Origin of the sequence: Bacillus sp. FSL K6-1005 (assembly GCF_038000225.1) — a bacterium.
Classification (GTDB): domain Bacteria; phylum Bacillota; class Bacilli; order Bacillales; family Bacillaceae; genus Bacillus; species Bacillus mojavensis.
In genome coordinates this window covers 3,246,680-3,270,028 of record NZ_JBBOBP010000001.1, presented here as the reverse complement: position 1 = coordinate 3,270,028, position 23,349 = coordinate 3,246,680, and the positions used below count along the sequence as shown (strand labels likewise).

Below are 23,349 nucleotides of genomic sequence, written 5' to 3'. Positions count from 1 at the left end.
CGAAATTTATTTTTTGAATATTTCAGTTATAATGGTTTTTGAACAGATAGGAGGGGCAAAGATGTATCAATCAAAGAAGGTTTTATTGTTAGGCTCAGGTGAACTGGGGAAAGAGGTTGTGATTGAAGCCCAGCGTCTTGGGGTAGAGACGGTGGCGGTAGACAGCTACGAGCATGCTCCGGCGATGCAGGTGGCGCATAAAAGCTATGTCATTGACATGCTGGATCGTGAGCAGATCAGACACATTATTGAGAAAGAAAAACCTGATTTGATTGTGCCTGAGGTTGAGGCGATCGCGACGGATGAATTGCTGAAGCTTGAAGAGGAAGGATTTCACGTGATCCCAAATGCGCGTGCAGCAAAGCTGACGATGGATCGGGAAGGCATCAGGCGGCTTGCGGCAGAAACGCTCGGGCTTGCGACGGCAGGCTATGAATTTGCGGATACATATGAAGAATTTGTACAGGCTGCAGCTCATATCGGCTTCCCTTGTGTCGTCAAACCGCTGATGAGTTCTTCGGGAAAAGGCCAAAGCGTATGCCGCTCTGAAGCGGATTTGGAGAGCTGCTGGGAGACGGCGATGGAAGGCGGACGCGTGAAGAACGGACGCGTGATCGTCGAGGAGTTTATCCCGTTTGAATCAGAAATTACACTCTTAACTGTGCGTGCAGTGAACGGTACGGTATTTTGTGCGCCGATTGGCCATGTGCAAAAGGATGGAGACTATATCGAATCATGGCAGCCGCATCATATGACAGAGCAGCAAATTGAAGAGGCGAAGCATATTGCGAAAGCCGTTACGGATGAGCTTGGCGGGTACGGTCTGTTTGGCGTTGAGCTTTTCCTTGCGAAAGACAAGGTGTATTTCAGTGAGGTGTCTCCTCGACCGCATGATACAGGTCTTGTGACGCTGGTGACGCAAAATTTGTCGGAATTCGCGCTGCATGTACGGGCGATTCTCGGCTTTCCGATTACAGAAATCACACAGCTTTCTCCAGGCGCCAGCCGGCCCCTCAAAGCACCGGAAGAGTCAGCGGACTACACTGTTGAAGGTTTGGAAAACGCGCTGGCAGTGCCAAAGACACAAGTGCGCGTGTTTGGAAAGCCGATAACGAAGATCGGACGCCGTATGGCGGTTGCGCTTTCTGCGGCTGACACCGTTGAAAAAGCGCGAGAAAACGCGAAGAAAGCGCTGGATCAACTATCGATTCAATAGAAATGAAATGGGCGGGCCTTGTCTTAATACATGGCCCGCTTTTTTTATCATCACATCCAAAAATTTTATCATAAGAATCGGATTCCTGATTATAATGTAAAAGTCTTCCAACGAAAGGCTGGTTGACATAAAAGGAGGGGGATGACTAAAATGAGAGTAGTCTCAAGATTCAGAAAAAAATGCATTGCAGGTTTTACGATTTTGTGTTTGGGAACGGCAGCGGCAGTATCTTTCGGAACGCCGGCAAAAGCGGCAGAGAACCCGCAAACCTCTGTCTCCAATACTGGAAAAGAAGCTGAAGTCAGCAATAACCAGACATCGAAAGCGGAATTGGTTTCTGATCCTTATGAAGGAACCGGAAAAACAAGCAAAACATTACAGGGTCTCATAGAATCAGAAAAAAACATTAAATCCTTAAAGCCTTCAAGTGTCATCGGATCTGATGAACGCGTCAGAATCTCAGGCACTACGTCATTTCCTTACAGAGCAACGGTTCAGCTATCTATCAAATATCCCAATACCTCAAGCACTTATGGGTGCACAGGCTTTTTAGTAAACCCGAATACTGTGGTAACGGCCGGACATTGTGTGTACAGCCAGGATCACGGGTGGGCTTCTTCGATAACTGCTGCGCCGGGCCGCAATGGTTCATCGTATCCATACGGCACTTATTCCGGCACGATGTTTTACTCCGTTAAAGGATGGACGGAAAGCAAAGATACCAATTATGATTACGGTGCAATAAAACTAAATGGTTCTCCTGGCAACACGGTTGGCTGGTATGGGTATAGAACAACAAACAGCAGCAGCCCCGTCGGCCTCTCTACATCAGTTACAGGATATCCGTGTGACAAGACTTTCGGCACCATGTGGTCTGATACAAAGCCGATTCGCTCTGCGGAAACGTATAAGCTGACCTATACAACTGATACGTACGGCTGCCAAAGCGGCTCGCCTGTTTACCGCAATTATAGTGATACGGGGCAGACGGCCATTGCAATTCATACCAACGGAGGATCGTCATATAACTTGGGAACAAGGGTGACGAATGATGTATTCAATAATATTCAATATTGGGCAAATCAATAAATACGGCAAACTGGCCGTTTTCATTTCTATTTTATTTTTATGCGGATGCAGCTCTCAGGCGCATTCAGATTCTGCTTCGAAAGAAACAACGATCCCTGTGACCCTTCATGTGGAAGACGATGCCGGGTTACCGATGGAAGGCGTTCAAGTGACAATTGTCAAAGCGCCGGCATCAGATCAGGAGCCGAATACAGAGATCGGTGAGATTCTCGGTTTAACAGACAAAAACGGAGACATCACATGGGATACCGGCAAAAAGGGTGACTATTCCATCGCTTTGACGAAGAATGAAACGTCTGTGACGCATCAAGTGTCATTAACAAAGGACAAAAAAGATAAGGTTATTCCATTAATCTTTAAAGAGTAGACGGTTTTCCTTCAAGTTTAGGAAGAGCGTCTTTTTTTATTAATCTTCGTATACGATCAAACTATATACTGGAAAATTGTTATATGAGATAATAAGAATGGGTATTTTTTCTTACAAGAAAGGGCAGACTCCTTTCTCTATTTATAAATGAAAGTCGGAGGAAAAAGAAAAAGATGAAACAGGATTCAATGCAGCTTGCCGCGGCTGAAGGCGGTACATGCTTTTACCAGGCTTATGATGAAAGCCTTTCTTTGTGGCCGATTGATTCGGAAGCTTACTATGTTTCTACTCGTTTCGGAAAAACACATATCATGGCAAGTGGGCCAAAGGACGCACCTTCGCTTGTACTGCTTCACGGAGGGCTCTTCAGCTCTGTCATGTGGTATCCGAATATCGCCGAGTGGAGCGGTCAATATCGTACATATGCAGTCGATATAATAGGAGACAAAAATAAAAGTATACCATCAGCCTCTCTGGATACGAGAGCTGATTGCGTTCATTGGCTGAAAGACGTTTTTGATTCCCTTGGACTTCAGACCGCACATCTGGCCGGATTTTCCCTTGGCGGGCTTCATATAGTAAATTTTCTGCTTGATATGCCTGAAAGAGTGGAGAGGGCAGTGGTCATCAGTCCTGCTGAAGCGTTTATATCATTTCATCCGGATGTCTATAAATATGCCGCAGGCCTTAGTGAGCCGAACGGGGCTGATGCTTACATCAAGTGGCTGACGGCCGGCCGCTATCAGCTTCATCCCAAGCTGCAAAAGCAGATCAAGGCTGGAGTCAAGTGGCAGGATGAGAAAAGAAGCCTGACACCAAAAGAAAATGGCTTTCCCTACGTGTTCACAGACGCGGAGTTAAAGTCAATCACGGTTCCGATACTGCTGATGTTCGGCGAGCATGAAGTGATGTACCATCAGCAAATGGCTTTAGAAAGAGCTTCTGTATTAGTCGCGGGGATTCAGACGGAAATGGTCAAGAACGCGGGACACCTGTTACCTCTGGAGCAGCCGGACTATGTCAATAAACGTGTAATGTCATTTTTAGGCGAAAATGAAATGAGTACATAAATTGAAAAGACTGGCATTCATTGTTCAAAAGGTAACAAATGTTGTATAATAATAGAATTTGAGTGCTGCTTTTTTTCTGGCAGTCTATGTTATCATGTTTAATAGAGAGATTTTTCCTGTAACGCTGATTCGATATACAACGTCGTGTTGATATAAGGTTTTTTTCAATTGGAGGTTTGGTTACACTGTGAATTATATACCCAGTATGATTACGATAGGAAACTTTATTTGCGGGCTTTTGGCGGTTCATTCTTTAATATTTCACAACATCCATTCAGCAGTGATTTTCATTTTTACCGGCATGTTTCTCGATTTCTTCGATGGAATGGCTGCTCGTAAGCTGAATGCTGTATCTGATATGGGGAAAGAACTGGATTCATTTGCGGATCTGGTTACATTTGGTGTGGCGCCATCCATGCTCGCCTACAGTGTCGCTTTATATGCTCTGCCCTTTATCGGGATACTATGCGCGCTGGCTTACAGTATTTGCGGAATGCTTCGGCTCTCTAAATTTAATGTTGAACAAAGCAAGCTTCCGACGTTTATCGGAATGCCGATTCCATTTGCGGCAATGTGTCTCGTCATTTTATGCTTTGTGAATAACCCGATTCTGCTGGCGCTCGGCACATGCGGACTGTCTTATCTCATGGTGAGCAAAGTGAAATTTCCTCATTTTAAAAAACACGCAGCAGAAGCAGAAAATCTGGAGTCCGAAAGATGGAATTAGTGCAGCAGCTGATAGCGGATTATGGTTATCTCGCTATTTTTTTGATGCTTGTTCTTGGGATTATAGGATTGCCGATACCCGACGAAGTCATGATGACAATCGTCGGTTATTTTACGCATATTGATGTGCTGAATTATGAGCTTGCCATTTTTATCAGCTTTGTTGGAGCCCTGTTAGGCATGGTGATCAGCTACATAATCGGCAGAAAGGCCGGGCGTCCGTTTATCGATAAGTATGGCAAATGGGTCGGTTTGAAGGAAAAAAGAATGCTGAAAGTAGAAAAATGGATGAAAAAATACGGACCGTATTCTCTTATATTAGGTTATTTTATTCCAGGCGTCCGGCATGTGACGTGTTACTTTTCGGGAATCGGCAAAATGGAGCTGAAAACGTATATTGCATATGCAGCGATCGGCGCCTTTTTGTGGTGCTTTGTTTTTATTACAATCGGAAGGGTGATAGGGATTATTCATGTTTAATACGGCTGTAAAGATTCTGTACCGATCATTGATAGAACTGACGAACCATCGATTATCATCCTGCCTGATCAAAGGATTTTGTGAATCGAAAATCAGTAAGCCTGTCATTCCGCTCTTCTCTAAACACTTTCAGATTAACTGGAATGATGTAGACGGAACGGCCGCTGATTACGGTTCGCTTTCAGAATTGTTTATTCGGAATATTAATTTGGAGCGGCGCCCTGTTTCAAATGAGGCGCATGCTGTGGTCAGCCCCGTTGACGGTGTCGTTCAGACGATAGGGACAATCAATCATAATCAAACCTTTACGGTAAAGGGAAAAGACTATTCATTCGCTGAATTGACCGGCTGTAAAAGCGCTGATCATCAATACAACGGTGGATATTTCGTTGTGCTGTATTTAAGCCCGCGGCATTACCACCGCTTTCATTCGCCGATCAGCTGCACATATCAAAAGCTGGCAGAACTCGGAAACCGTTCATACCCGGTGAATCAGTTTGGGTTAAAATACGGAAAAGATGTACTGTCGAAAAATTACCGAGTTGTTTATGGGTTGAATAGCGGCAATCGAAACGTGCTGATGATTCCTGTCGGCGCGATGAATATTAACTCAATCGTGCAGACCAGCACAAGTGATCAATTGAAGATCGGCGAGGAGCTGGGGTACTTTTCATTTGGTTCAACCGTCATTTTGATCTTTGAAAAAGACGCGTTCCAGCCTTCCGCTGATTTAACACAAGGCCAAGAAGTCCAAGTCGGGCAATTGATAGGTTATGGAGAGTAAAGAAGAGGAGCTCGCAAATGAAAGCGGCGCCTCTTTTTTTGAAGAAAGGTGAGAGTGATGGAAAAACAAATCGTCAGCTGGATCACACATTATCAGCAAACCGGAGATGGAGCGGCTCTTCACAAGGTGCAGGAAGCGTGCTGGCCGATTGTTGAAATAGTTCTGCAAGAGGCGGCAAGTGATGCAGAGCAAGTGAACGATTTGCGCCACAAAGGATTGGAGCGGTTTCCATTCATCATCAGCAAATACCAATCGGATGTGCAGCTTCCAATTGAAACGTTTTTGAGAAATACATACCGATTTTATTTTCATCAGGCGATGAAAGGCTCTTAACGGCTTCTATCAGTAGAAGCTTTTTTTTATAACCGAAAAGGAAACTTTTTCTATATCTATCTCGTAACTACTAGAGAACCTAACAGAAAAGGGGAGATAGATTTGAAACGTAAGTTAATAAAAATAACCTTGCCGCTGCTGATCGTCTGTCTGGCGTTCTCTTCTTTTGCGGTGCCCGCCCGTGCTGCTTCTGAAGAAAAACATTGGGATCGCTGGATTGAACGGAATGCCCATCCACTGGATTCTTCCGATGCTTCAAACAAAGATCTGCGATTTCTGAAGAAAGTGCTGAAAGGAAAACGAATCGTTCAGTTAGGAGAAACCACACATGGCTCAGGTGAGATGAACGCAACAAAGGTCCGCATGATCAAATACCTCCACGAAGAACTGGGATATGATGTACTGGCCTTTGAGTCTGGCTTTCCCGAAGCAAATGCATCCTACCTTCACATGGATCAATTAACCCCGAAGAGCATAATGAAAAATTCCATTTACCCCGTATGGCACACAGAAGATGTGATTGAACTGTTTGATTATATGAAAGAGCAAAAAGAGAAAGGCGATCCGCTTATTCTCACTGGATTTGATATTCAAAGCCTCAAAAATTCATTCGACAGTGCTGCGAATCAATGGGTAAAGGCGGTGGACCCTGAAAAAGCCGAGCTGCTTTCCCAATCAGAACATGATTTTTTCAGCTTAGTGTCAAACAGCAAAACGCTGGAAGAATTTACGCAAAAGAAGGAAGCGCTTGTGAAAAACTACCGGGAGCTGATCAAGTTCGCTGAAACACATGCTTCAACGCTAAAAGCGCACCTTCCGAAAGAGCCGAAAGCTTATGAGATCTTTGTGCATTCCCTTCAGCTGAGAATTGACGTAATGGAAACATACATGCTGGAAGAAATGAAAGAAAAGCTAATGGATTATCCGGAGAATGTGGAGGATTTTTCATTCTTTATGAGAGACCGCATGATGGCTGAACAATTTCAGTGGGTTGCGGAAACGCTTTATCCAAAAGAGAAGATCATTGTCTGGGGTCACAATTACCATCTTCGCAAACAGAATACCAAAATGATAAAGGACTGGGTACAGCTAAACGGACCTAACATGGGTGATTATTTGCCTGAGCGGCTGAAAAAACAGACCTATACCATTGGAATCTATGCGTACTCTGGAGCCAGTCTGGATAGCTCCGATAATAAGACCGTTAATCCGGTAACAAGTCCGCCGCCGGCTGGAAGTCTCGAAGACTTGCTGAAAGCTGCGAACCATCCATCGGTCTTTGTTGATTTTCTTCATACCAAAAAAAGCAAAGGAACTTCATGGATGTATACGCCGCGTACAGCGCTGTATTGGGGTTTCATGGAGGAGCAAATGATATTGAAGGAACAATATGACGGTGTGATTTGGCTGGAGCATATAACGCCTTCTGTTATTATAAAGTGAGGAAAGTAAATCCCCTGTGTAAACACACAGGGGATTTTTACATACCGCAAACATAATCAAAACATGTAAGGCGGGATCTTTTATTCTGAAACAGAAAGGAGATTAAATTGTCCCATGTATTATGAAAAAGCTGTTCAGCAAACCATTGATTGGCTTGAATCACATTTGCATGAGCCGATATCTGGCAAGGATATTGTAAACGTTTCAGGCTTTTCTAAACGAAGAGCTTTTAGATGAGCCTGTTAATTTATCGTTTGAGGAAGAATTATAAGTGTAGTTATCTGAAAAATACATGGTGTATTTATTAGTAAATGAATGGAAAATACTATAGTTTTTCCGCGAACCCACTCGCTGCCTGGGTTTGTAAGAGTTTGGATATTTTTATCAGTCTGGGCGGATGTGTTCATCTTTGAGATGTTTTCCTGTATGATATAGTAAGAGTGTGCATAACAACTAACTATATCATTGAACAGGGTGTTTATATCATGGAAAAACAATACAGAGTATTACTTTACTATAAATATGTTCCGATTGAAGAGCCGGAGGTGTTTAGAGAGCAGCATCTGGCTTTTTGTAAGGAGCTTGGTTTGTTAGGCCGTATTCTTGTGTCAGCTGAAGGGATTAACGGTACGGTATCAGGTACGTTTGAGCAGACTGAACAATATATGCAAGCGATGAAAGCTGATCCACGATTTGCGGATATGGTGTTCAAGATTGATGAAGAAGAAAATCATGCGTTCAAGAAAATGTTCGTCCGTCATAAAAAAGAGCTTGTGACGCTTCGCCTTGAGGATGATGTGGACCCGAATGAAACAACAGGAAAGCATTTGAAGCCTAAAGAATTCTTTGAAAAGATGCAGGATCCTGATACAGTCGTCCTCGATGCGCGTAATGATTATGAGTATGATCTCGGCCATTTTAGAGGAGCTGTCCGTCCTGATATCGAGGCGTTCCGTGAATTGCCAGAGTGGATCGAAGAAAATAAAGAGATGCTGGAAGGCAAAAAGATTTTGACATACTGTACGGGAGGCGTGCGCTGTGAAAAATTCTCAGGCTGGCTGATGAAGCAAGGCTTTGAAGATGTATCACAGCTTGACGGCGGAATCGTCACATACGGAAAAGATCCTGAGGTGCAAGGAAAGCTTTGGGACGGCCAATGCTACGTATTCGATGAAAGAATCAGCGTGCCGGTCAACCGTGTCGAGCATGTCATTGTCGGAAAAGACTACTTTACGGGTGAACCGTGTGAACGGTATGTCAACTGTGCAAATCCATCATGCAATAAGAAAATCATATGTACACCGGAAAATGAGTACAAATATATGCGCAGCTGCAGCCACGAATGCCGCACGAACCCAAGAAACTTATATGCACAAGAACACAATATGACGGCGGAAGAAGTTAGCGCCAGACTTGCAGCGATTGAAAAAGAAGAGCACGCTGCTGCTGAATAATATGGAAAGAACACCTCTTATGCAGAGGTGTTCTTTTTTTACATGCTTTCTGTTTGTCCGTTTGCGGCGGCCCATTCTTTTTGACGGAAGGCCTTTTCCCATTTAGAAACCACGATGCAGGCGACCGCGTGTCCCGGCACATTCACACCTGTTCGGGCCATATCCATGATGCGGTCCACGCCTGCAATAATCGCGACGCCTTCAGCAGGCAGCCCCACAGCGTTTGCAGTCGCCAAAAGAACGACAAGGGAGCCCGACGGAACAGCGGCGATGCCTTTGCTGGTCATGACAAGCACAAGCATCATGAGAAGCTGCTGTGACAGCGTCATGTCTACATTGAAGGCCTGTGCCAAGAAAATACAGGAAACCGATAAGTATAGGCTTGATCCGTCACAATTCAGCGATAAGCCGGAGGGAACGACAAATGATACCACCCGTTTCGGACAGCCGTATTTCTCCATTCGATCCATAAGCTGAGGAAGAATGGTTTCGGTGCTGGTTGTGGAAAACGCAATCAGAAACAGATCCCATATCATTTTCAGCACTTCAAAATACTTAAAGTGAAAAATGAGACCAACAAGCGGAAAGAGGACAAAGAGGATCAGAAACAGACCAAGAAAAACAGTACCGACTAATTTAAACATGGGGAGGAGGAGTTCGATGCCATATTGGCCTACAGAGGCGGCCATTAAGGCAAGCACGCCGATAGGAGCGGTCACCATGACGATTTGCGTCAGTTTAAACATAATCTGAGCGACTGATTCAAAAAAATTCATCACTGGTTCAGAGGCTTTGCCGATACCAGCAGCGGCAACACCGAATAAAATCGCAAAGAAAATGACAGCGAGTAAATCATTTCTGGCCATGACATCAATAATGTTTGTCGGGATAATATCGAGGATCATTTGTTTGATATCCACGACTTTCTCTGTATAGCCGGAAAGCTCATGAATATCTTTTTTCGCTAAGTGAGAAAGATCCAGCCCGACACCTGGTTTTAAGACATTTGCCAATAAAAGTCCCAGGCCCAGCACCAAAGTGGTGATCACTTCAAACCAGATTATGGTCTTTACGCCGAGGCTGCCCATCTTTTTCATACTTCCGCTTCCAGCAGCTCCAATGACAATGGTAGAAAATACAATCGGCACGACAATCATTTTAATCAGGCGGATAAACCCGTCACCGACAGGCCTGAGCGCCATTCCGAAATCAGGAAAAAAGTGGCCGATCACAGCGCCGATAGCCAATGCGATTAAAATTTGATACGCGATAAATTTTTTCAAATGAATCCCCCTTTAGAATGATATGATGAGGCTTATTCATACCATTCGTGAATCAAATGCAAACCCCTTTTTTAAAAATTTATTTTAATAGCGCTTTCATTATGTTGGCTAAAAAGTCCCCCTGATGCGGGGGGCTTTTTTACTTCATGTTCATACGGTTCATCTCTTCCTCAGATACATTGGTGAAAATAATAGGCGTTATGGCGGAAGCGGCATGCTGCTTAATGTCATTCAGATCAAAGGTTAGAAGCAGTTCGCCTTGTTTGACGGTTTGGCCGCTCGTGACATGAGCTTCAAAGCCTTTACCGTTCAGCTTCACCGTATCAATGCCGACATGAATCAATATTTCCGTGCCGCCAGCGCTTGTAAAGCCAATGGCGTGCTTTGTCGGAAATATGGATACAATCTCGCCGTCAGCGGGGGCAACGACTTTTCCTTCTGTGGGATCAATCGCAAAACCCTCACCCATCATTTTTTCTGAAAACACTGGATCAGGCACGTCGGATAGGGAGAGTATTTCTCCCTGTACCGGATAGATAAAAGACTCTTCGGCAGGAGGCTCCTGCTGGGGCGGGGCTTCAGCATCAAGCGTCGCGGCGGTAGCCGGGACGCCTCCAGCCATAATTGTTTTGATATCGTCTTTTAAAGCATCTGACTTTGTGCCGAAAATCGCTTGGAAGTTGTTGTTCACTTCTAGCACACCTACCGCCCCAAGCTGTTTTAGTTCGTCCTTGTTCACTTGGCTTGGCTGATGAACGGTGACACGCAGCCTTGTAATACATGCGTCGAGGTTAGCGATATTTTGCTGGCCGCCCAGCGCCTGCAATACGTGGAAGGCGAGCTGGTCTTTTGAAACAGGAGATTTGGTTTCACTTTGGTCACCTTCATCTGCTTCACGGCCGGGTGTTTTCAGATTCCATTTCAAAATCGCATAACGGAACAAATAGTAATAAATGAAGGCGAAGACGATCCCGACAGGAATGACGACCCAGCCATTTGTCGAAAGCCCGTAATTCAGCACATAGTCAATTCCTCCGCCCGAGAAGGTGTAGCCGTGACGGACATGGAGTAGATCACACACGACAAAGATGACACCGGCAAGAATAGAGTTTATTAAATAAAGCACAGGCGCGACGAACAAGAAAGCAAATTCAACTGGCTCGGTAATTCCAGTGAGCATAGACGTAAGCGCTGCTGAAATCATGACGCCGGAAATCATTTTCTTTTTTTCGGGCCGCGCGGTATGGATGATGGCAAGCGCGATTGCCGGCAGACAGAAAATCATGTAAGGGAAATCCCCCATCATAAAACGTCCCGCAGTCGGGTCTCCCGCGAAGAACCTTGTCAGATCGCCGGTTACGGTATTGCCTGTTGATGGATCTGTGTATTCCCCCATCATAAAATAGAAAGGTGTATAAAAAATATGATGCAGTCCAAAAGGAATCAGTAAGCGATAGATTGTTGCATAAAAGAACAGGCCGACCGTTGAATCGGCAATTAAGCTGCTGGCGGCGTTTATTCCGTTCTGAATTAGCGGCCAAACAAATGAGAAAATAACGCCGATGACCAATGAGCTGACTGAAGTAATAATCGGGACAAACCGTTTTCCAGAGAAAAATCCAAGGACGGGGTGCAGCTCTATTGATGAAAAACGCTTGTACAAATATGCGGCAAGCAGCCCGATGATAATGCCGCCGAATACACCCATATCAATCAGATGCTCGGCCCCTTCATAAGGAGGCTGAAGGCCGAGTAATTTTCCCATGTTATCCAGGGTGACGGTTAAAATCAAGTATCCGATGACAGCGGCTAGTCCGGCCACTCCTTCGCCGCCCGCTAAACCAATCGCAACACCCACGGCGAAAATCAGCGGCAGGTTATCGAATACAACGCCGCCCGCATCCTTTATAATAGGAATGTTCAGTAAATCCTTGTCACCGAAACGGAGCAGCAGACCGGCTGCCGGGAGGACGGCAACCGGAGTCATCAAGGCGCGGCCAAGCTGTTGCAGAATTTGAAATGCCTTTTTAAACATAACAGTCTCCTTCTATTTGTTTGATAAGTATGATAAGTTCTTCAGTTTTTGAGCTGCTTTTGGATCGGCGATAACGGTAACGTGATTGTGTTGTTGAAGAATCGAGGCTGGTACCTCCGGTGTCACAGGGCCTTCAGCCATTTTTTTGATCGCGTCCGCTTTTTCCTCGCCATTTGCTAATAACACAATGTGTTTGCTGAATTCCATGATCGTTTTGATGCCCATTGAAACGGCAAGTCTCGGCACAAGGACAGGATCGCCGCCGAAAAATCTGGCATTTGCCTGTATCGTGCTTTCAGACAGCCGGACGATTCGTGTCCGCTCCTCAAAATCAGAGCCGGGTTCATTAAAACCAATATGGCCATTCGAGCCGATGCCAAGGATTTGCACATCAATGCCTCCCGCCTGGCGAATAAGCTCCTCATACACTTTGCACTCAGCCTCAAGCTGCGGGTTGTCTCCTTGCGGGATATGAATATGGTCAGGCTGAACATTGATATGCTGAAAAAGATGCTCGTGCATAAATTTGTTATAACTTTGTGGATGAGATGGAGAGAGGCCCGCGTATTCATCTAAATTAAATGTTATAACCTTTGAAAAATCAATTTCGCCTGCCTGATAGTCTGAAATCAGTTGCTTGTACAAGCCGACCGGCGTGCTTCCTGTTGCTAGGCCGAGAACGGCATCTTTCTTAGCCTGCACACATTCCTTAATAATGACAGCGCTTAACTTACAGAGATCTTCATAATGATCAGCAACGATGATCTTCATCTGACACCCCCTCAATGGAATAGACAAGCATCATATTTGTTATGATCAATTTATGATATTTGTCATTACGAATTTAGCACCGTTATCATAAAATTGTCAACGTTATTTTCTGAAAATTTGTTACAAAAGAGAATACAAATCTTTCAAAATAGGAAAGCAGATGGTATTATGGTTTCATTCAAAAAGATCGGTTTACATACAGAATGGGGAGGATGAAATGGCAGCTTTATATTCTGTTATCAAATTTAAAATCATTGAATTAATCAAGTCGGGCAAGTATCAGGCGAATGATCAGCTGCCGACAGAGAGTGAGTTTTGCGAACAATATGATGTCAGCAGAACAACTGTAAGGCTGGCTTTGCAGCAACTTGAGCTTGAAGGATATATTCAGAGAATCCAGGGAAAAGGAACTTTTGTATCGGCAGCTAAAATCCAAACGCCGATTCCGCATAAGATTACGAGTTTTGCAGAACAAATGAGGGGGCTGCGTTCTGAGTCAAAAGTGCTTGAACTTGTGGTGATCCCTGCTGACCATTCCATAGCCGAGCTGCTGAAAATGAAAGAGAATGAGCCTGTCAACAAGCTTGTCAGAGTCAGATACGCCGAGGGTGAACCTTTGCAATACCATACCTCATATATACCTTGGAAAGCGGCACCGGGATTGGTGCAGGAAGAGTGCACCGGATCTCTGTTTGAATTATTAAGAACAAAATACAATATTGAAATCAGCAGGGGTACGGAATCGATAGAACCGATTTTAACGGATGAAACGATCAGCGGACACCTGTTAACCAATGTTGGAGCGCCTGCGTTTTTATCGGAATCCCTCACCTATGATAAAAATGAAGAAGTAGTAGAATATGCTCAAATTATTACAAGAGGAGACCGAACGAAATTCACCGTAGAACAGTCATATCAATCGTAAAGCAATGGGAGATAAAGAACGTTTTATTGTTTTAGGAATGTGATGAGGAGGAATGGTTCTATGTTTCTATTGATGAATGAAAAAGTGGTGTGGGGGTCTGTCATTGCAGCTGTCATACTCTCTATGGTCTTTTATCCATTTCTTCCGGCAGATATGCCGATTCATTATGATGCAACGAACAGCCCGGATTCGACGGTCAATAAGCTGGCTGGAACAGCGATCTTGCCGGCCTTGATGATTGCTTTTGCATTGGCACGGAAGGTCAACTGGCAGTTAGGGATCGCGGTTTATATTCTGCTGATTTGTCATGCTGTCATTTTGTTTTTAGCAGTTTAACGAAAACAGCCGGAAAAATCTCTGGCTGTTTTTTCTTTAACTTCACCTTCATCTTACACGAAATGTAGTGTATAATAGCTGAAGACGATAGAGAATATTCTGACATTTATAATTGAGCCCTCTTATATCAAATAAGAACGGAAAACCGCCTGTAAAAAAAGAAAGGCATTACCGATCTGCATCTCAAAATTGACAGAAAATTTAAACAAATTCATCTGGAAAGGTGTGCTTATCAGTGAACAAGCTTATTGAACGAGAGAAAATCACATCAAAGAAGGAAAAACCAGACCCATCATCTTTAGGGTTCGGCAAATATTTTACAGATTATATGTTTGTGATGGATTATGAGGAGGAAAAGGGCTGGCATCATCCTAGACTTACTCCTTATGCACCGATTATGCTCGATCCGTCTTCTTCTGTTTTTCATTACGGCCAGGCTGTCTTTGAAGGCTTGAAGGCATACAGAACTGAAGATGGCAGGGTGCTGCTGTTCAGGCCGGAGCAAAATATCAAAAGGCTGAACAGATCATGTCAGCGAATGAGTATGCCTCCTCTAGACGAAGAGCTGGTGCTGGAGGCACTGACGCAATTGGTCGAGCTGGAAAAAGAGTGGGTTCCAAGGGAAAAGGGAACGTCGCTGTATATTCGTCCGTTTGTTATTGCCACCGAACCGAGTCTCGGTGTAAAGGCGTCAAAAAACTATACATTTATGATCGTGCTTTCGCCTGTCGGCTCTTACTATGGCGATCAGCTGCAGCCGATTAACATCTATGTGGAAGATGAGTTTGTGCGGGCAGTCAATGGCGGAGTCGGAAATGCCAAAACGTCAGGAAATTACGCGGCGAGTCTTCAGGCGCAGCAGAAGGCGAATGAATTAGGCTATGATCAGGTGCTGTGGCTGGATGCCATTGAAAAGAAATACGCGGAAGAGGTAGGGAGCATGAATATCTTTTTCGTCATAAATGGAGAGGTTGTGACTCCTGCATTAAGCGGAAGCATTTTGAGCGGGATTACACGAGCTTCTGCTATTGAGCTGATCCGAAGCTGGGGCATTCCGGTCCGGGAAGAAAAGATATCGATCGATGATATTTATGCAGCCTCCGCACGAGGGGAATTGACAGAGGTATTCGGCACAGGTACGGCTGCAGTTGTTACGCCTGTCGGCGAACTCAATATTCATGGAAGAACGGTGATTGTGAACGACAGGCAAATAGGAGAAATTTCAAAAAAGCTGTATCAAACGATAACCGACATTCAGCTTGGAAAAGTGAAAGATCCGTTTCATTGGACAGTGGAAGTATGAGGATAGAAAAAGAACCTGCCTTGGGGCAGGTTCTTTTATTTTGAATGGGTCATATCGGCGGCCGGACGGCTTTTGCGGTTTTTCGCGTAATACACCGCATAGCAGATGGCCATAAACGGCACACCGCAATATAACGCGATTCTTTGATTTGGATCAAAGGCAATGCCAATTACGGATGCCAGACATAAAAGAAATGCGGCAATCGGCACAAATGGGTACCAAGGCGTTCGGTATTTCAAATCCGTGATCTTGTTTCCCGCTTCCAGATAACGTTTTCTGAACATGAATTGAGAAGCGGCGATGCCCATCCAAACGACAACGACGGCAAAGCCGGAAATCGACACGAGTATAACGTACACCGTGTCTGGCGCAAATACGCTGGACAGTAGTGACAGGATGCCGCCGATCATGCTGAACACCAGCGCGTTTAACGGAATTCCCTTTGGTGTCAGCTTTGCAAATGTTGGGTGAAGCGTCTGTTCTTTTGACAGTGACCAAAGCATACGGGACGATGCGTAAAGTCCGGAATTAGCGGCTGACAGGATGGCTGTCAGAATGACAAAGTTCATGATGTCAGCTGCGTACGGTACACCGACTCTGTCAAAGACTGCAACAAATGGGCTTTTGATAACGCCCGCTTCTTGAATCGGAATCAGCCCTGAGAGTACAAAAATGGTTCCGATAAAGAAAAGTGAGAGACGCCAGACCGTTGTTTTAATCGCTTTTGGTATGGTCTTGTCGGGATCGACGCTTTCTCCCGCGGCAATTCCGATCAGCTCAGTTCCTGAGAAGGCAAAGTTGACAGACAGCATGGTCATGAAAATGGGGACAAATCCATTCGGAAAGAGCCCGCCTTCCGCTGTGAAGTTTGACAGCATCGGAGCAGCGCCCCCGTCTTTGATCGGGATGATGCCGAACATTGCGGAGCCGCCTAAAAGAATAAATAATACGATGGCTAATACTTTAATGCTGGAAAACCAAAACTCTGATTCAGCGAAAAACTTGACCGAAAACGCGTTCAGCAGGAAAATCAACAAAGCAAAAACGGCGCTCCACATCCAAACAGACGTATCGGGGAACCAGCGCTGCATCAACAGGCCTGCCGCTGTGAATTCAGATCCCAATGCAACGGCCCATGTGAGCCAGTACAGCCAAGCGACCGTAAAACCTGTGCCCGGTCCTATGTATGTTGCTGCATAGGTATGAAACGCGCCTGTCACTGGCATGGCTACAGACAATTCGCCAAGGCACAGCATGACCAAATAGACAATTCCCGCGCCGACTAAGTACGCAAGTATGGTTCCGGCAGGGCCTGCCTGCTGAATGGTATAGCCTGAGCTTAAGAACAGACCGGTTCCAATGACGCCTCCTAATGAAAGCATAAAGAGGTGTCTGCTTTTCATACTTCTCTGAAAGTTTGTCTCATTCTTGTTGTGAGCGGGTTTCATCTTTTTCCAACTTTCTATACGGCGATTTGATGTCTTCCTAATAAAAAATCTCATGTCAGCGGGGGACACGAGATTCCGGCAAGCCGGCTTTTAAGTTAGAATATACAAACTATTCCGATAAGTCAAGTGGTTTTTAAAGTCCGGGCCCAGCCGGCGATTTCTTTAATATCCTCCGGTTTTGTCCGGCAGCAGCCGCCGATCAGCTTTGCTCCGTTTTCAAACCAGATGCGCGCGCTTTGTCCGTAAGGCTCGCCGCATGCTGCGCCGTTCCACGTTTTGGTGTCCGGATCATACTGTTCGCCTGAATTCGGATAGACGATAATCGGTTTAGATGTGTTCTTCTTTAACTCAGCTATTAATGAAGAGATATGCTGAAGCGGAGTGCAGTTGATGCCGACCGCCGCCGCTTGGCTGTGCTGATCAAGCCATGACGCGCAGTCAGCGGCAGGGGTTCCGTCACTGATATGCAGACCGTCTTTTGCGCTGAAGCTGAACCACGCATATGTGTCAGGAAATTCCTTCAACAGGCTGACAATTGCTTTTGCCTCAGTGAGACATGGAATCGTTTCACATGCCAAGACATCCGCACCGGCGTCAATCAGGGCTTTCATGCGGGGGCGGTGAAATTCAGCCAGCTCATCCTCAGAGATTCCGTAGTTTCCTCGATACTCGGAGCCATCCGCAAGATAGGCGCCATATGGTCCGACAGAGGCCGCAACGATCGGTTTTGGCCGATTTAAACGGTTTTCTTTCTGTGCCCAAAATTCATCACGGGCTTCGGCAGCGATACTGACGGACACCTGGATAAGCCGGCGGGCTTCCGCTTCGCTGAGCCCGCGTGCGGCAAAGCCTTCAAACGTAGACTGATAGCTGGCGGTGATCGCACAGTCGGCGCCTGCAGCGAAGTAATCGGCATGAACTTGTTTGATCAGCTCCGGCTGCTCCATCAGGATTTTTGCCGACCAGAGACTGTCATTCAAGTCGCAGCCTTTGCGTTCAAGCTCGGTTGCCATCGCGCCGTCTAACACGATAAGCGGGTATGTATCTAATAGATGCTGAATTGGATTCATAGGCTGTTCGGACCCTTCTTTCTGATTTTTTGAAAAGATATGAAAATGGTAAAGGACGTCTTAACGTTTGTCAATCAACCGAAAGACAAAGGTGTTCAGATTCCATTGATCTGAACACCTTCTGCATGCATTACGATATTTGTTTGTTATGAGGATCAGCAGAAGTTTCTGAAAGCTCCCAGCATTCAATCCGCTCATGATCTTTTATGACATCTTTATAAAAAACAGGGTCTTTGCCCGCTTTTTTCTGCCGGGTATAGTCCTGGAGAGCCGCAAAAACCACCTTCGATAATAAGAAAATGGCGATTAAGTTGACGACGACCATCAAGCCCATAAACAAATCGGCCAAATCCCATACAAGCTGCACCTTGGCCACACAGCCAAACACGATCATTGCAAGCACGCCGATGCGATAGACGAATATCAGTTTTTTGCTTTTGTTCAAAAAGCCGATATTGGTTTCCCCGTAATAATAGTTGCCGATCAAGGCACAGAATCCGAATAAGAGGATCAGGATGGCGAGAAAGCCTGATGCCCATGGTCCGATATGGGAGCTGAGAGAGGCTTGAGTTAAGGCGATTCCGCTCAGTCCCGGGGTATGATAGGCGTCTGAAAACAGGATGATAAAGGCCGTGCTTGTACAAATGACCAGCGTATCAGTCAGCACACCAAATGCCTGGATCAGCCCCTGTTTTACAGGATGGCTTGTCGTCGCGGTGGCAGCGGCATTCGGTGCGCTTCCCATTCCCGCTTCGTTTGAAAAAATCCCCCGTCTGACACCCTGCATTAAAGCCGCTCCCAAAGCGCCGCCGGCCGCCTGGTCAAATCCAAACGCGTTTTTGACAATTAGCGTAAAAACGGCAGGTAGCTGGGTGATGTTTGTGAGAATCACGAAAAAAGCGACTCCGATATACAGGACAGCCAAAACAACAACAATATATTCAGCCAGTTTTGCGATGCGTTTGACTCCGCCAAAGATAATTGTTCCAAACACAGCAATTAAAATGAGTCCAAGTGTCAGGCGGTTTGTGCCGAACGCGTTTTCAAACGCGAGACTGACCGTATTTGATTGAACCGAGTTAAAGACAATACCGAACGACAGCGTGATTAAAACGGCGAACAAGGCGCCCATCCATCTTTTGTTCAGTCCTTTTTCCATATAATAAGCAGGACCGCCACGGAAGCCGTTTGCATCTTTCACCTTATAAATTTGAGCCAGTGTACTTTCGACAAAGCTTGACGCTGACCCGATAATGGCAATAATCCACATCCAGAAAATCGCACCGGGCCCGCCCAGCGCAATCGCAATGGCAATACCCGTAATGTTTCCGGTGCCGACACGGGCTGCCATGCTGATACAAAACGCTTGAAACGGAGAGATGCTGTTTTTAGAGCGGGATGCAGCGCCTTCCTTTAACACCCTGACCATTTCCTTCAGCATGCGAACCTGTAAAAATTTAAGCCTGAACGTAAAATAGATTCCCAGAGAAAGAAGCAATACAATTAATAGCTTTGACCACAAAAAATCATTTGCGAAACCGACGATATGTTCCAGGAATTGCTGCATACAATCACCTCGTTTTTTATTTTAAAAAATGCTGAGTTCCCACTCCTGTGCGATGTGCTTCAGCAGCATGCCGCCAGTCAGGCTGTTGCCGTATTCATCAATCGCAGGCCCGTAAATGCCGATGCCGCATCCGTTTTGGAAAGGCTGCTCTCTTCTGGCGCTTGGGGGAACCAGCGCCATGATGCCGCCAGAGACACCGCTTTTGGCCGGCACCCCGACAAATGCCGCATATTTGCCGGAGGCGTTATACATGCCGCATGTCAGCATTAAAGCCTTGGCGAGCTTTGCTACATCTTTCGGGATCACCTGCTGGCGGTGAATCGGGTGATAACCGTCATGAGCAAGGATCAGGCCGATCAATGCAATGTCTTCTGTCGTGCCTTCCATGGCGCATTGCTTCAGGTACACCTCGAGCGTTTCTTCCACATCGGCTTCTAAAAAGTTTGTCTCTTTTAAATAGTAGGCCAGTGCCCTGTTGCGGTGGGCGGTTTCCCATTCAGACCGGAAAACTTCCTCATGTATTCTGGGCCGTTTCCCTATTAATGTTTCAATGACAGAGTACAGATACTCCAGCCTATCGCGGGCTGTCTCTCCCGGAAGAAGCGAGGCAATTGTAATGGCACCCGCGTTAATCATAGGGTTAAACGGTTTTCCGGGCTTGTGCATTTCGAGACGGATGATTGAATTAAAGGCGTCACCTGTCGGCTCGACATCGACGCGGTCAAGCACATAGGGAATGCCGCGGCTCATACACGCAGCGATAAAGCTGATGACTTTTGAAATGCTTTGTAGGGTAAAAGGGACGTTCCAATCGCCGGCATGTATCATTGCTCCATTAGGCTCCAATATACAAATGCCGAGCTGTGAGTCATTGACATTTCCTAACGCGGGGATATAATTTGCGCTTTGTCCATTGGCGGAAAAGGGGCGGTAATGTTCTACCCATTCATACAGCTGCGACGCCAGATTCTTTTCTTCCGGGCGTTCTTTTATCAGTTCTTTCATCAAATTCCTCCTATCTGTTTTAGCTATTTGGGACTGAGGCGGAGTATAATTAAAGACAGACGAGGCGTTAAACGCTTTCATGAGTGCGGTAAGGTATCATAACTGTATAATAGAGACTACAGAATCATACAAAATACGACAAAAAATTTTCGAAAATAAGCCGTTGGTTTTATAAAAAGCTTACATACTGGGTCGAAAGAAATTTGCAGGTTTTTTGTCCTTTCCTCAAAATAAAAATGAGGATGTGATCATAATTAAACTGGAACGTTTTTTTGAGAAAGACGCATATATACTGGCGCTCATGCTGATTACTGTGCCGCTTGCAGGCGAACTGAAATTTTATCCCCTCAATGAAGAGTTCCGAATCAGCTTCGGCGCGCCGGCTTTTTTCTTTTTCTTAGTGCTGCTGCGGCATGTGTCCGCTGTATTGCCGGGGTTTTTGACTGGAACATCGGTTTTCGTATTTCGTGTCTTATTGGAATTATGGGACGGAAGACACGCTGGACTGATACCAATCCTGTATGATCAAGCGTCAGGCTTTTTCTTTTACATGACGTTTGCATGTCTGTTTTATGTGTTGCGGGCGAACCGCTATCGTGATCGGCCGGTTATGCTCGGTTTTTACGGATTTATGATTGAAATTGCTTCCGATAGCGTCGAGCTGGTTGTTCAGTTTCTTATTTTTCATACAGTGGTGACGCCTGAGAAAATAACGGATATCGCGGTCGTTGCGATTTCTCATACATTTATTGTGATCAGCTTTTTTAACGTGCTGAAACTGTATGAAACGCAGTCCAGAGAAAAGCAGACAAGGCGGCAAAATGAGCACATGCTGATGATCGTGTCGAATTTATATGAAGAAACAGTGCATTTAAAAAAGACGCTGAAAACGACAGAGCATGTGACAAACGAATCCTATCAGCTCTACCGGGAAGTAAAGGGCAAGGACGATCAGCTCGGCGGCAGGATCTTAAGGCTGGCCGGGGAAATTCATGAAGTGAAAAAGGACAACCAGAGGATATTCGCCGGGCTTTCGAAACTGATTTCCAATGAAAGTTTTAAAGATTATATGAATGCCTCGGATCTTTTCCGGCTTGTTATTCGAATGAATGAAAAGTACGCTGAATCATTAGGCAAACAGATCAATTTTCATTGTTCAATAGAGGGGGAGCACGATGATTATCATGTATTTATCGTTCTTTCTATCATTAATAATTTGACGGCAAACGCAGTTGAGGCAATGGGGGATGAGGGAACGGTCAGCCTGAGGCTCCGTAAGCCAGATGAGAGTATGATAGAATTCCAGGTGGAAGACAATGGTCCCGGCATTTCGGAGAAAATAGGGGATATTGTGTTTGATCCGGGCTTTACCTCAACGTATGACGAGTTTGGCACGCCTTCAACCGGAATTGGGCTTTCCTACGTCAAGGAAATCGTGACAGAGCTTGAGGGAAACATCAAGTTTCACAATCAGCAGCAAGGAGTGGTCTTTACCATCAGGCTGCCTGCCAGGCATTTGATTCAGAAAGGATGAACAGATAATATGCGTTTTTTTATCGCTGATGATGACCGTGCGGTACGGTCAATTTTAAGGCAGATCATAGAGGATGAGGATCTTGGAGAGGCTGCGGGTGAAGCGGAAGACGGAAGCCAAGTGGAAGGGCATATATTGCAATTTAAGCAGATTGATATTTTGTTAATCGATTTATTAATGCCCGGGCGGGACGGAATTGAGACCATACGCCGAATCAAGGACTATTATTCTGGGAAAATCGTGATGATCTCACAAGTGGAAGCTAAAGAAATGGTCGGAGAAGCGTATTCTCTCGGCATTGAATATTTTATTCATAAACCGATAAACCGTATTGAAATTGTAACTGTTCTGCAAAAGGTGAAGGAACGGATCCAGCTTGAAAACTCGATCGGAGATATCCAAAACTCTTTAAGCCGGCTGGTCAACCGAACCGAACGAAAAGCACGGTCCCAGTATAAAAATGACAACAGCTTAAAAGAAGCGGGAACATTCTTGCTATCCGAGCTCGGCATGATGGGTGAAGGCGGCGCTCATGATATGATGGCGGTCCTTCAGTATTTAGCTGAGCATGAACAATCTGAGCCTTACGAAAAAAATATCCCTTCTTTAAAACAAATTTTCACACAAGTAGCGGAACGAAAGCTTGGAGCTGCGGCATCACAAACGGAAATCAATCGTGAAATGAAAGCCTCGGAACAGCGAATCCGCAGGGCCATCATTCATTCGCTGGACCATTTTGCCTCATTGGGCACAACTGATTTTTCGAACCCTAAATTCGAAACCTACGCATCAAAATTCTTTGATTTCCCGGTCGTCAGCCAAAAAATGAAAGAAATTCAATCCAAAGATGCGAAACCCCTCGCCCCTGCCAGAGTGAATATGAAAAAATTTATCCACGTATTTTTTTTAGAAGCGAAGCTTTTGAACGAAACGATGAAAGAAAGAAGTATGTGAAAAAACAGCCGGATACCAACGGCTGTTTTTTTATGCGGAAAACGCGGCTTTCTGACTTTTTTATGAAGAGTCAGAAAATAAAGTTATTGACTTATTGTTTATTTGTCTTACAATAAAACAAAAGGATATACGGGAAGGAGAGGATATACAGCCGCA

The 23,349-nt window shown here is 45.3% G+C and carries 22 protein-coding genes and 1 pseudogene; 16 read left to right on the top strand and 7 right to left on the bottom strand.

What is annotated here, in order from left to right:
- The first annotated feature begins 61 nt into the window (after positions 1–61).
- The 11 genes and pseudogenes from purT to trhO all read left to right on the top strand — a co-directional run bounded on the left by purT (position 62) and on the right by trhO (position 8,962).
- A complete protein-coding gene (gene purT, locus NST16_RS16810; RefSeq protein WP_340887669.1) occupies positions 62–1,216 on the top strand; it encodes a phosphoribosylglycinamide formyltransferase 2 in 1,155 nt (384 codons plus the stop codon).
- Between the two features lie 150 nt (positions 1,217–1,366).
- A complete protein-coding gene (locus NST16_RS16805; protein WP_268448861.1) occupies positions 1,367–2,305 on the top strand; it encodes a trypsin-like serine peptidase in 939 nt (312 codons plus the stop codon).
- On the top strand, positions 2,268–2,672 hold the full coding sequence (locus NST16_RS16800; RefSeq protein ID WP_326196227.1) for a DUF2606 family protein: 405 nt from the start codon (positions 2,268–2,270) through the stop codon (positions 2,670–2,672). Before NST16_RS16805 ends, NST16_RS16800 begins: the two co-directional genes overlap by 38 nt.
- Positions 2,673–2,845: 173 nt before the next feature.
- A complete protein-coding gene (locus NST16_RS16795; RefSeq protein WP_340887668.1) occupies positions 2,846–3,742 on the top strand; it encodes an alpha/beta fold hydrolase in 897 nt (298 codons plus the stop codon).
- A gap of 187 nt (positions 3,743–3,929) precedes the next feature.
- Positions 3,930–4,469: a CDP-diacylglycerol--serine O-phosphatidyltransferase gene (pssA, locus tag NST16_RS16790; protein WP_010332863.1), complete on the top strand. Its 540-nt coding sequence runs from the start codon at positions 3,930–3,932 to the stop codon at positions 4,467–4,469.
- Entirely contained in the window at positions 4,460–4,948 is a 489-nt protein-coding gene (locus NST16_RS16785) for a DedA family protein (protein ID WP_340887667.1), read from the top strand. The genes pssA and NST16_RS16785 overlap by 10 nt, the downstream gene beginning before the upstream one ends.
- Complete coding sequence (locus NST16_RS16780; RefSeq protein WP_340887666.1) at positions 4,941–5,732, top strand: phosphatidylserine decarboxylase; 792 nt, start codon at positions 4,941–4,943, stop codon at positions 5,730–5,732. Before NST16_RS16785 ends, NST16_RS16780 begins: the two co-directional genes overlap by 8 nt.
- A 57-nt stretch (positions 5,733–5,789) precedes the next feature.
- Positions 5,790–6,065 carry a hypothetical protein gene (locus tag NST16_RS16775; RefSeq protein ID WP_268444155.1) on the top strand — a complete coding sequence of 92 codons (276 nt, stop codon included), beginning with the start codon at positions 5,790–5,792 and terminating at the stop codon, positions 6,063–6,065.
- A gap of 102 nt (positions 6,066–6,167) precedes the next feature.
- On the top strand, positions 6,168–7,508 hold the full coding sequence (locus NST16_RS16770) for an erythromycin esterase family protein (RefSeq protein ID WP_340887662.1): 1,341 nt from the start codon (positions 6,168–6,170) through the stop codon (positions 7,506–7,508).
- Between the two features lie 114 nt (positions 7,509–7,622).
- Positions 7,623–7,727, top strand: a pseudogene (locus NST16_RS16765) (AraC family transcriptional regulator); the annotation flags it as partial.
- A 266-nt stretch (positions 7,728–7,993) separates the two neighbouring features.
- On the top strand, positions 7,994–8,962 hold the full coding sequence (trhO, locus tag NST16_RS16760; protein ID WP_010332869.1) for an oxygen-dependent tRNA uridine(34) hydroxylase TrhO: 969 nt from the start codon (positions 7,994–7,996) through the stop codon (positions 8,960–8,962).
- Positions 8,963–9,000: 38 nt separating this feature from the next.
- Here the strand turns inward: trhO and gltP are convergent, their stop codons facing one another.
- From gltP to nagB, 3 genes are all read right to left on the bottom strand, one after another.
- Entirely contained in the window at positions 9,001–10,245 is a 1,245-nt protein-coding gene (gltP, locus tag NST16_RS16755) for a glutamate-aspartate/proton symporter GltP (RefSeq protein ID WP_340887659.1), read from the bottom strand.
- A 139-nt stretch (positions 10,246–10,384) separates the two neighbouring features.
- Positions 10,385–12,280, bottom strand: a complete 1,896-nt coding sequence (ptsG, locus tag NST16_RS16750; RefSeq protein WP_340887656.1) for a glucose-specific PTS transporter subunit IIBC — start codon at positions 12,278–12,280, stop codon at positions 10,385–10,387.
- A gap of 12 nt (positions 12,281–12,292) precedes the next feature.
- Entirely contained in the window at positions 12,293–13,051 is a 759-nt protein-coding gene (gene nagB / locus NST16_RS16745; protein WP_340887655.1) for a glucosamine-6-phosphate deaminase, read from the bottom strand.
- A 217-nt stretch (positions 13,052–13,268) separates the two neighbouring features.
- Here nagB and gamR point away from each other — a divergent pair, with 217 nt between their 5' ends.
- The 3 genes from gamR to NST16_RS16730 all read left to right on the top strand — a co-directional run bounded on the left by gamR (position 13,269) and on the right by NST16_RS16730 (position 15,615).
- Complete coding sequence (gene gamR, locus NST16_RS16740) at positions 13,269–13,976, top strand: transcriptional regulator GamR (RefSeq protein ID WP_010332873.1); 708 nt, start codon at positions 13,269–13,271, stop codon at positions 13,974–13,976.
- A gap of 60 nt (positions 13,977–14,036) precedes the next feature.
- A complete protein-coding gene (locus tag NST16_RS16735; protein ID WP_286059115.1) occupies positions 14,037–14,312 on the top strand; it encodes a DUF1648 domain-containing protein in 276 nt (91 codons plus the stop codon).
- Positions 14,313–14,547: 235 nt separating this feature from the next.
- Positions 14,548–15,615 carry a branched-chain amino acid aminotransferase gene (locus tag NST16_RS16730; protein WP_168746842.1) on the top strand — a complete coding sequence of 356 codons (1,068 nt, stop codon included), beginning with the start codon at positions 14,548–14,550 and terminating at the stop codon, positions 15,613–15,615.
- Positions 15,616–15,650: 35 nt separating this feature from the next.
- Here the strand turns inward: NST16_RS16730 and mmuP are convergent, their stop codons facing one another.
- The 4 genes from mmuP to NST16_RS16710 all read right to left on the bottom strand — a co-directional run bounded on the left by mmuP (position 15,651) and on the right by NST16_RS16710 (position 20,705).
- A complete protein-coding gene (gene mmuP, locus NST16_RS16725) occupies positions 15,651–17,063 on the bottom strand; it encodes an S-methylmethionine permease (protein WP_340887651.1) in 1,413 nt (470 codons plus the stop codon).
- Between the two features lie 122 nt (positions 17,064–17,185).
- A complete protein-coding gene (gene mmuM / locus NST16_RS16720; RefSeq protein ID WP_340887650.1) occupies positions 17,186–18,133 on the bottom strand; it encodes a homocysteine S-methyltransferase in 948 nt (315 codons plus the stop codon).
- A 130-nt stretch (positions 18,134–18,263) separates the two neighbouring features.
- Positions 18,264–19,700, bottom strand: a complete 1,437-nt coding sequence (locus NST16_RS16715) for an alanine/glycine:cation symporter family protein (RefSeq protein ID WP_168746845.1) — start codon at positions 19,698–19,700, stop codon at positions 18,264–18,266.
- A 21-nt stretch (positions 19,701–19,721) separates the two neighbouring features.
- Positions 19,722–20,705, bottom strand: a complete 984-nt coding sequence (locus NST16_RS16710; RefSeq protein WP_010332879.1) for a glutaminase — start codon at positions 20,703–20,705, stop codon at positions 19,722–19,724.
- A gap of 301 nt (positions 20,706–21,006) precedes the next feature.
- Here NST16_RS16710 and NST16_RS16705 point away from each other — a divergent pair, with 301 nt between their 5' ends.
- Together NST16_RS16705 and NST16_RS16700 are read left to right on the top strand one after the other, a co-directional pair.
- Positions 21,007–22,239 carry a sensor histidine kinase gene (locus tag NST16_RS16705; protein WP_168749344.1) on the top strand — a complete coding sequence of 411 codons (1,233 nt, stop codon included), beginning with the start codon at positions 21,007–21,009 and terminating at the stop codon, positions 22,237–22,239.
- Between the two features lie 9 nt (positions 22,240–22,248).
- The gene (locus NST16_RS16700; protein ID WP_010332880.1) at positions 22,249–23,193 is read left to right on the top strand and encodes a DNA-binding domain-containing protein; all 945 of its coding nucleotides are present in this window, start codon (positions 22,249–22,251) and stop codon (positions 23,191–23,193) included.
- The last annotated feature ends 156 nt before the right edge of the window (positions 23,194–23,349 follow it).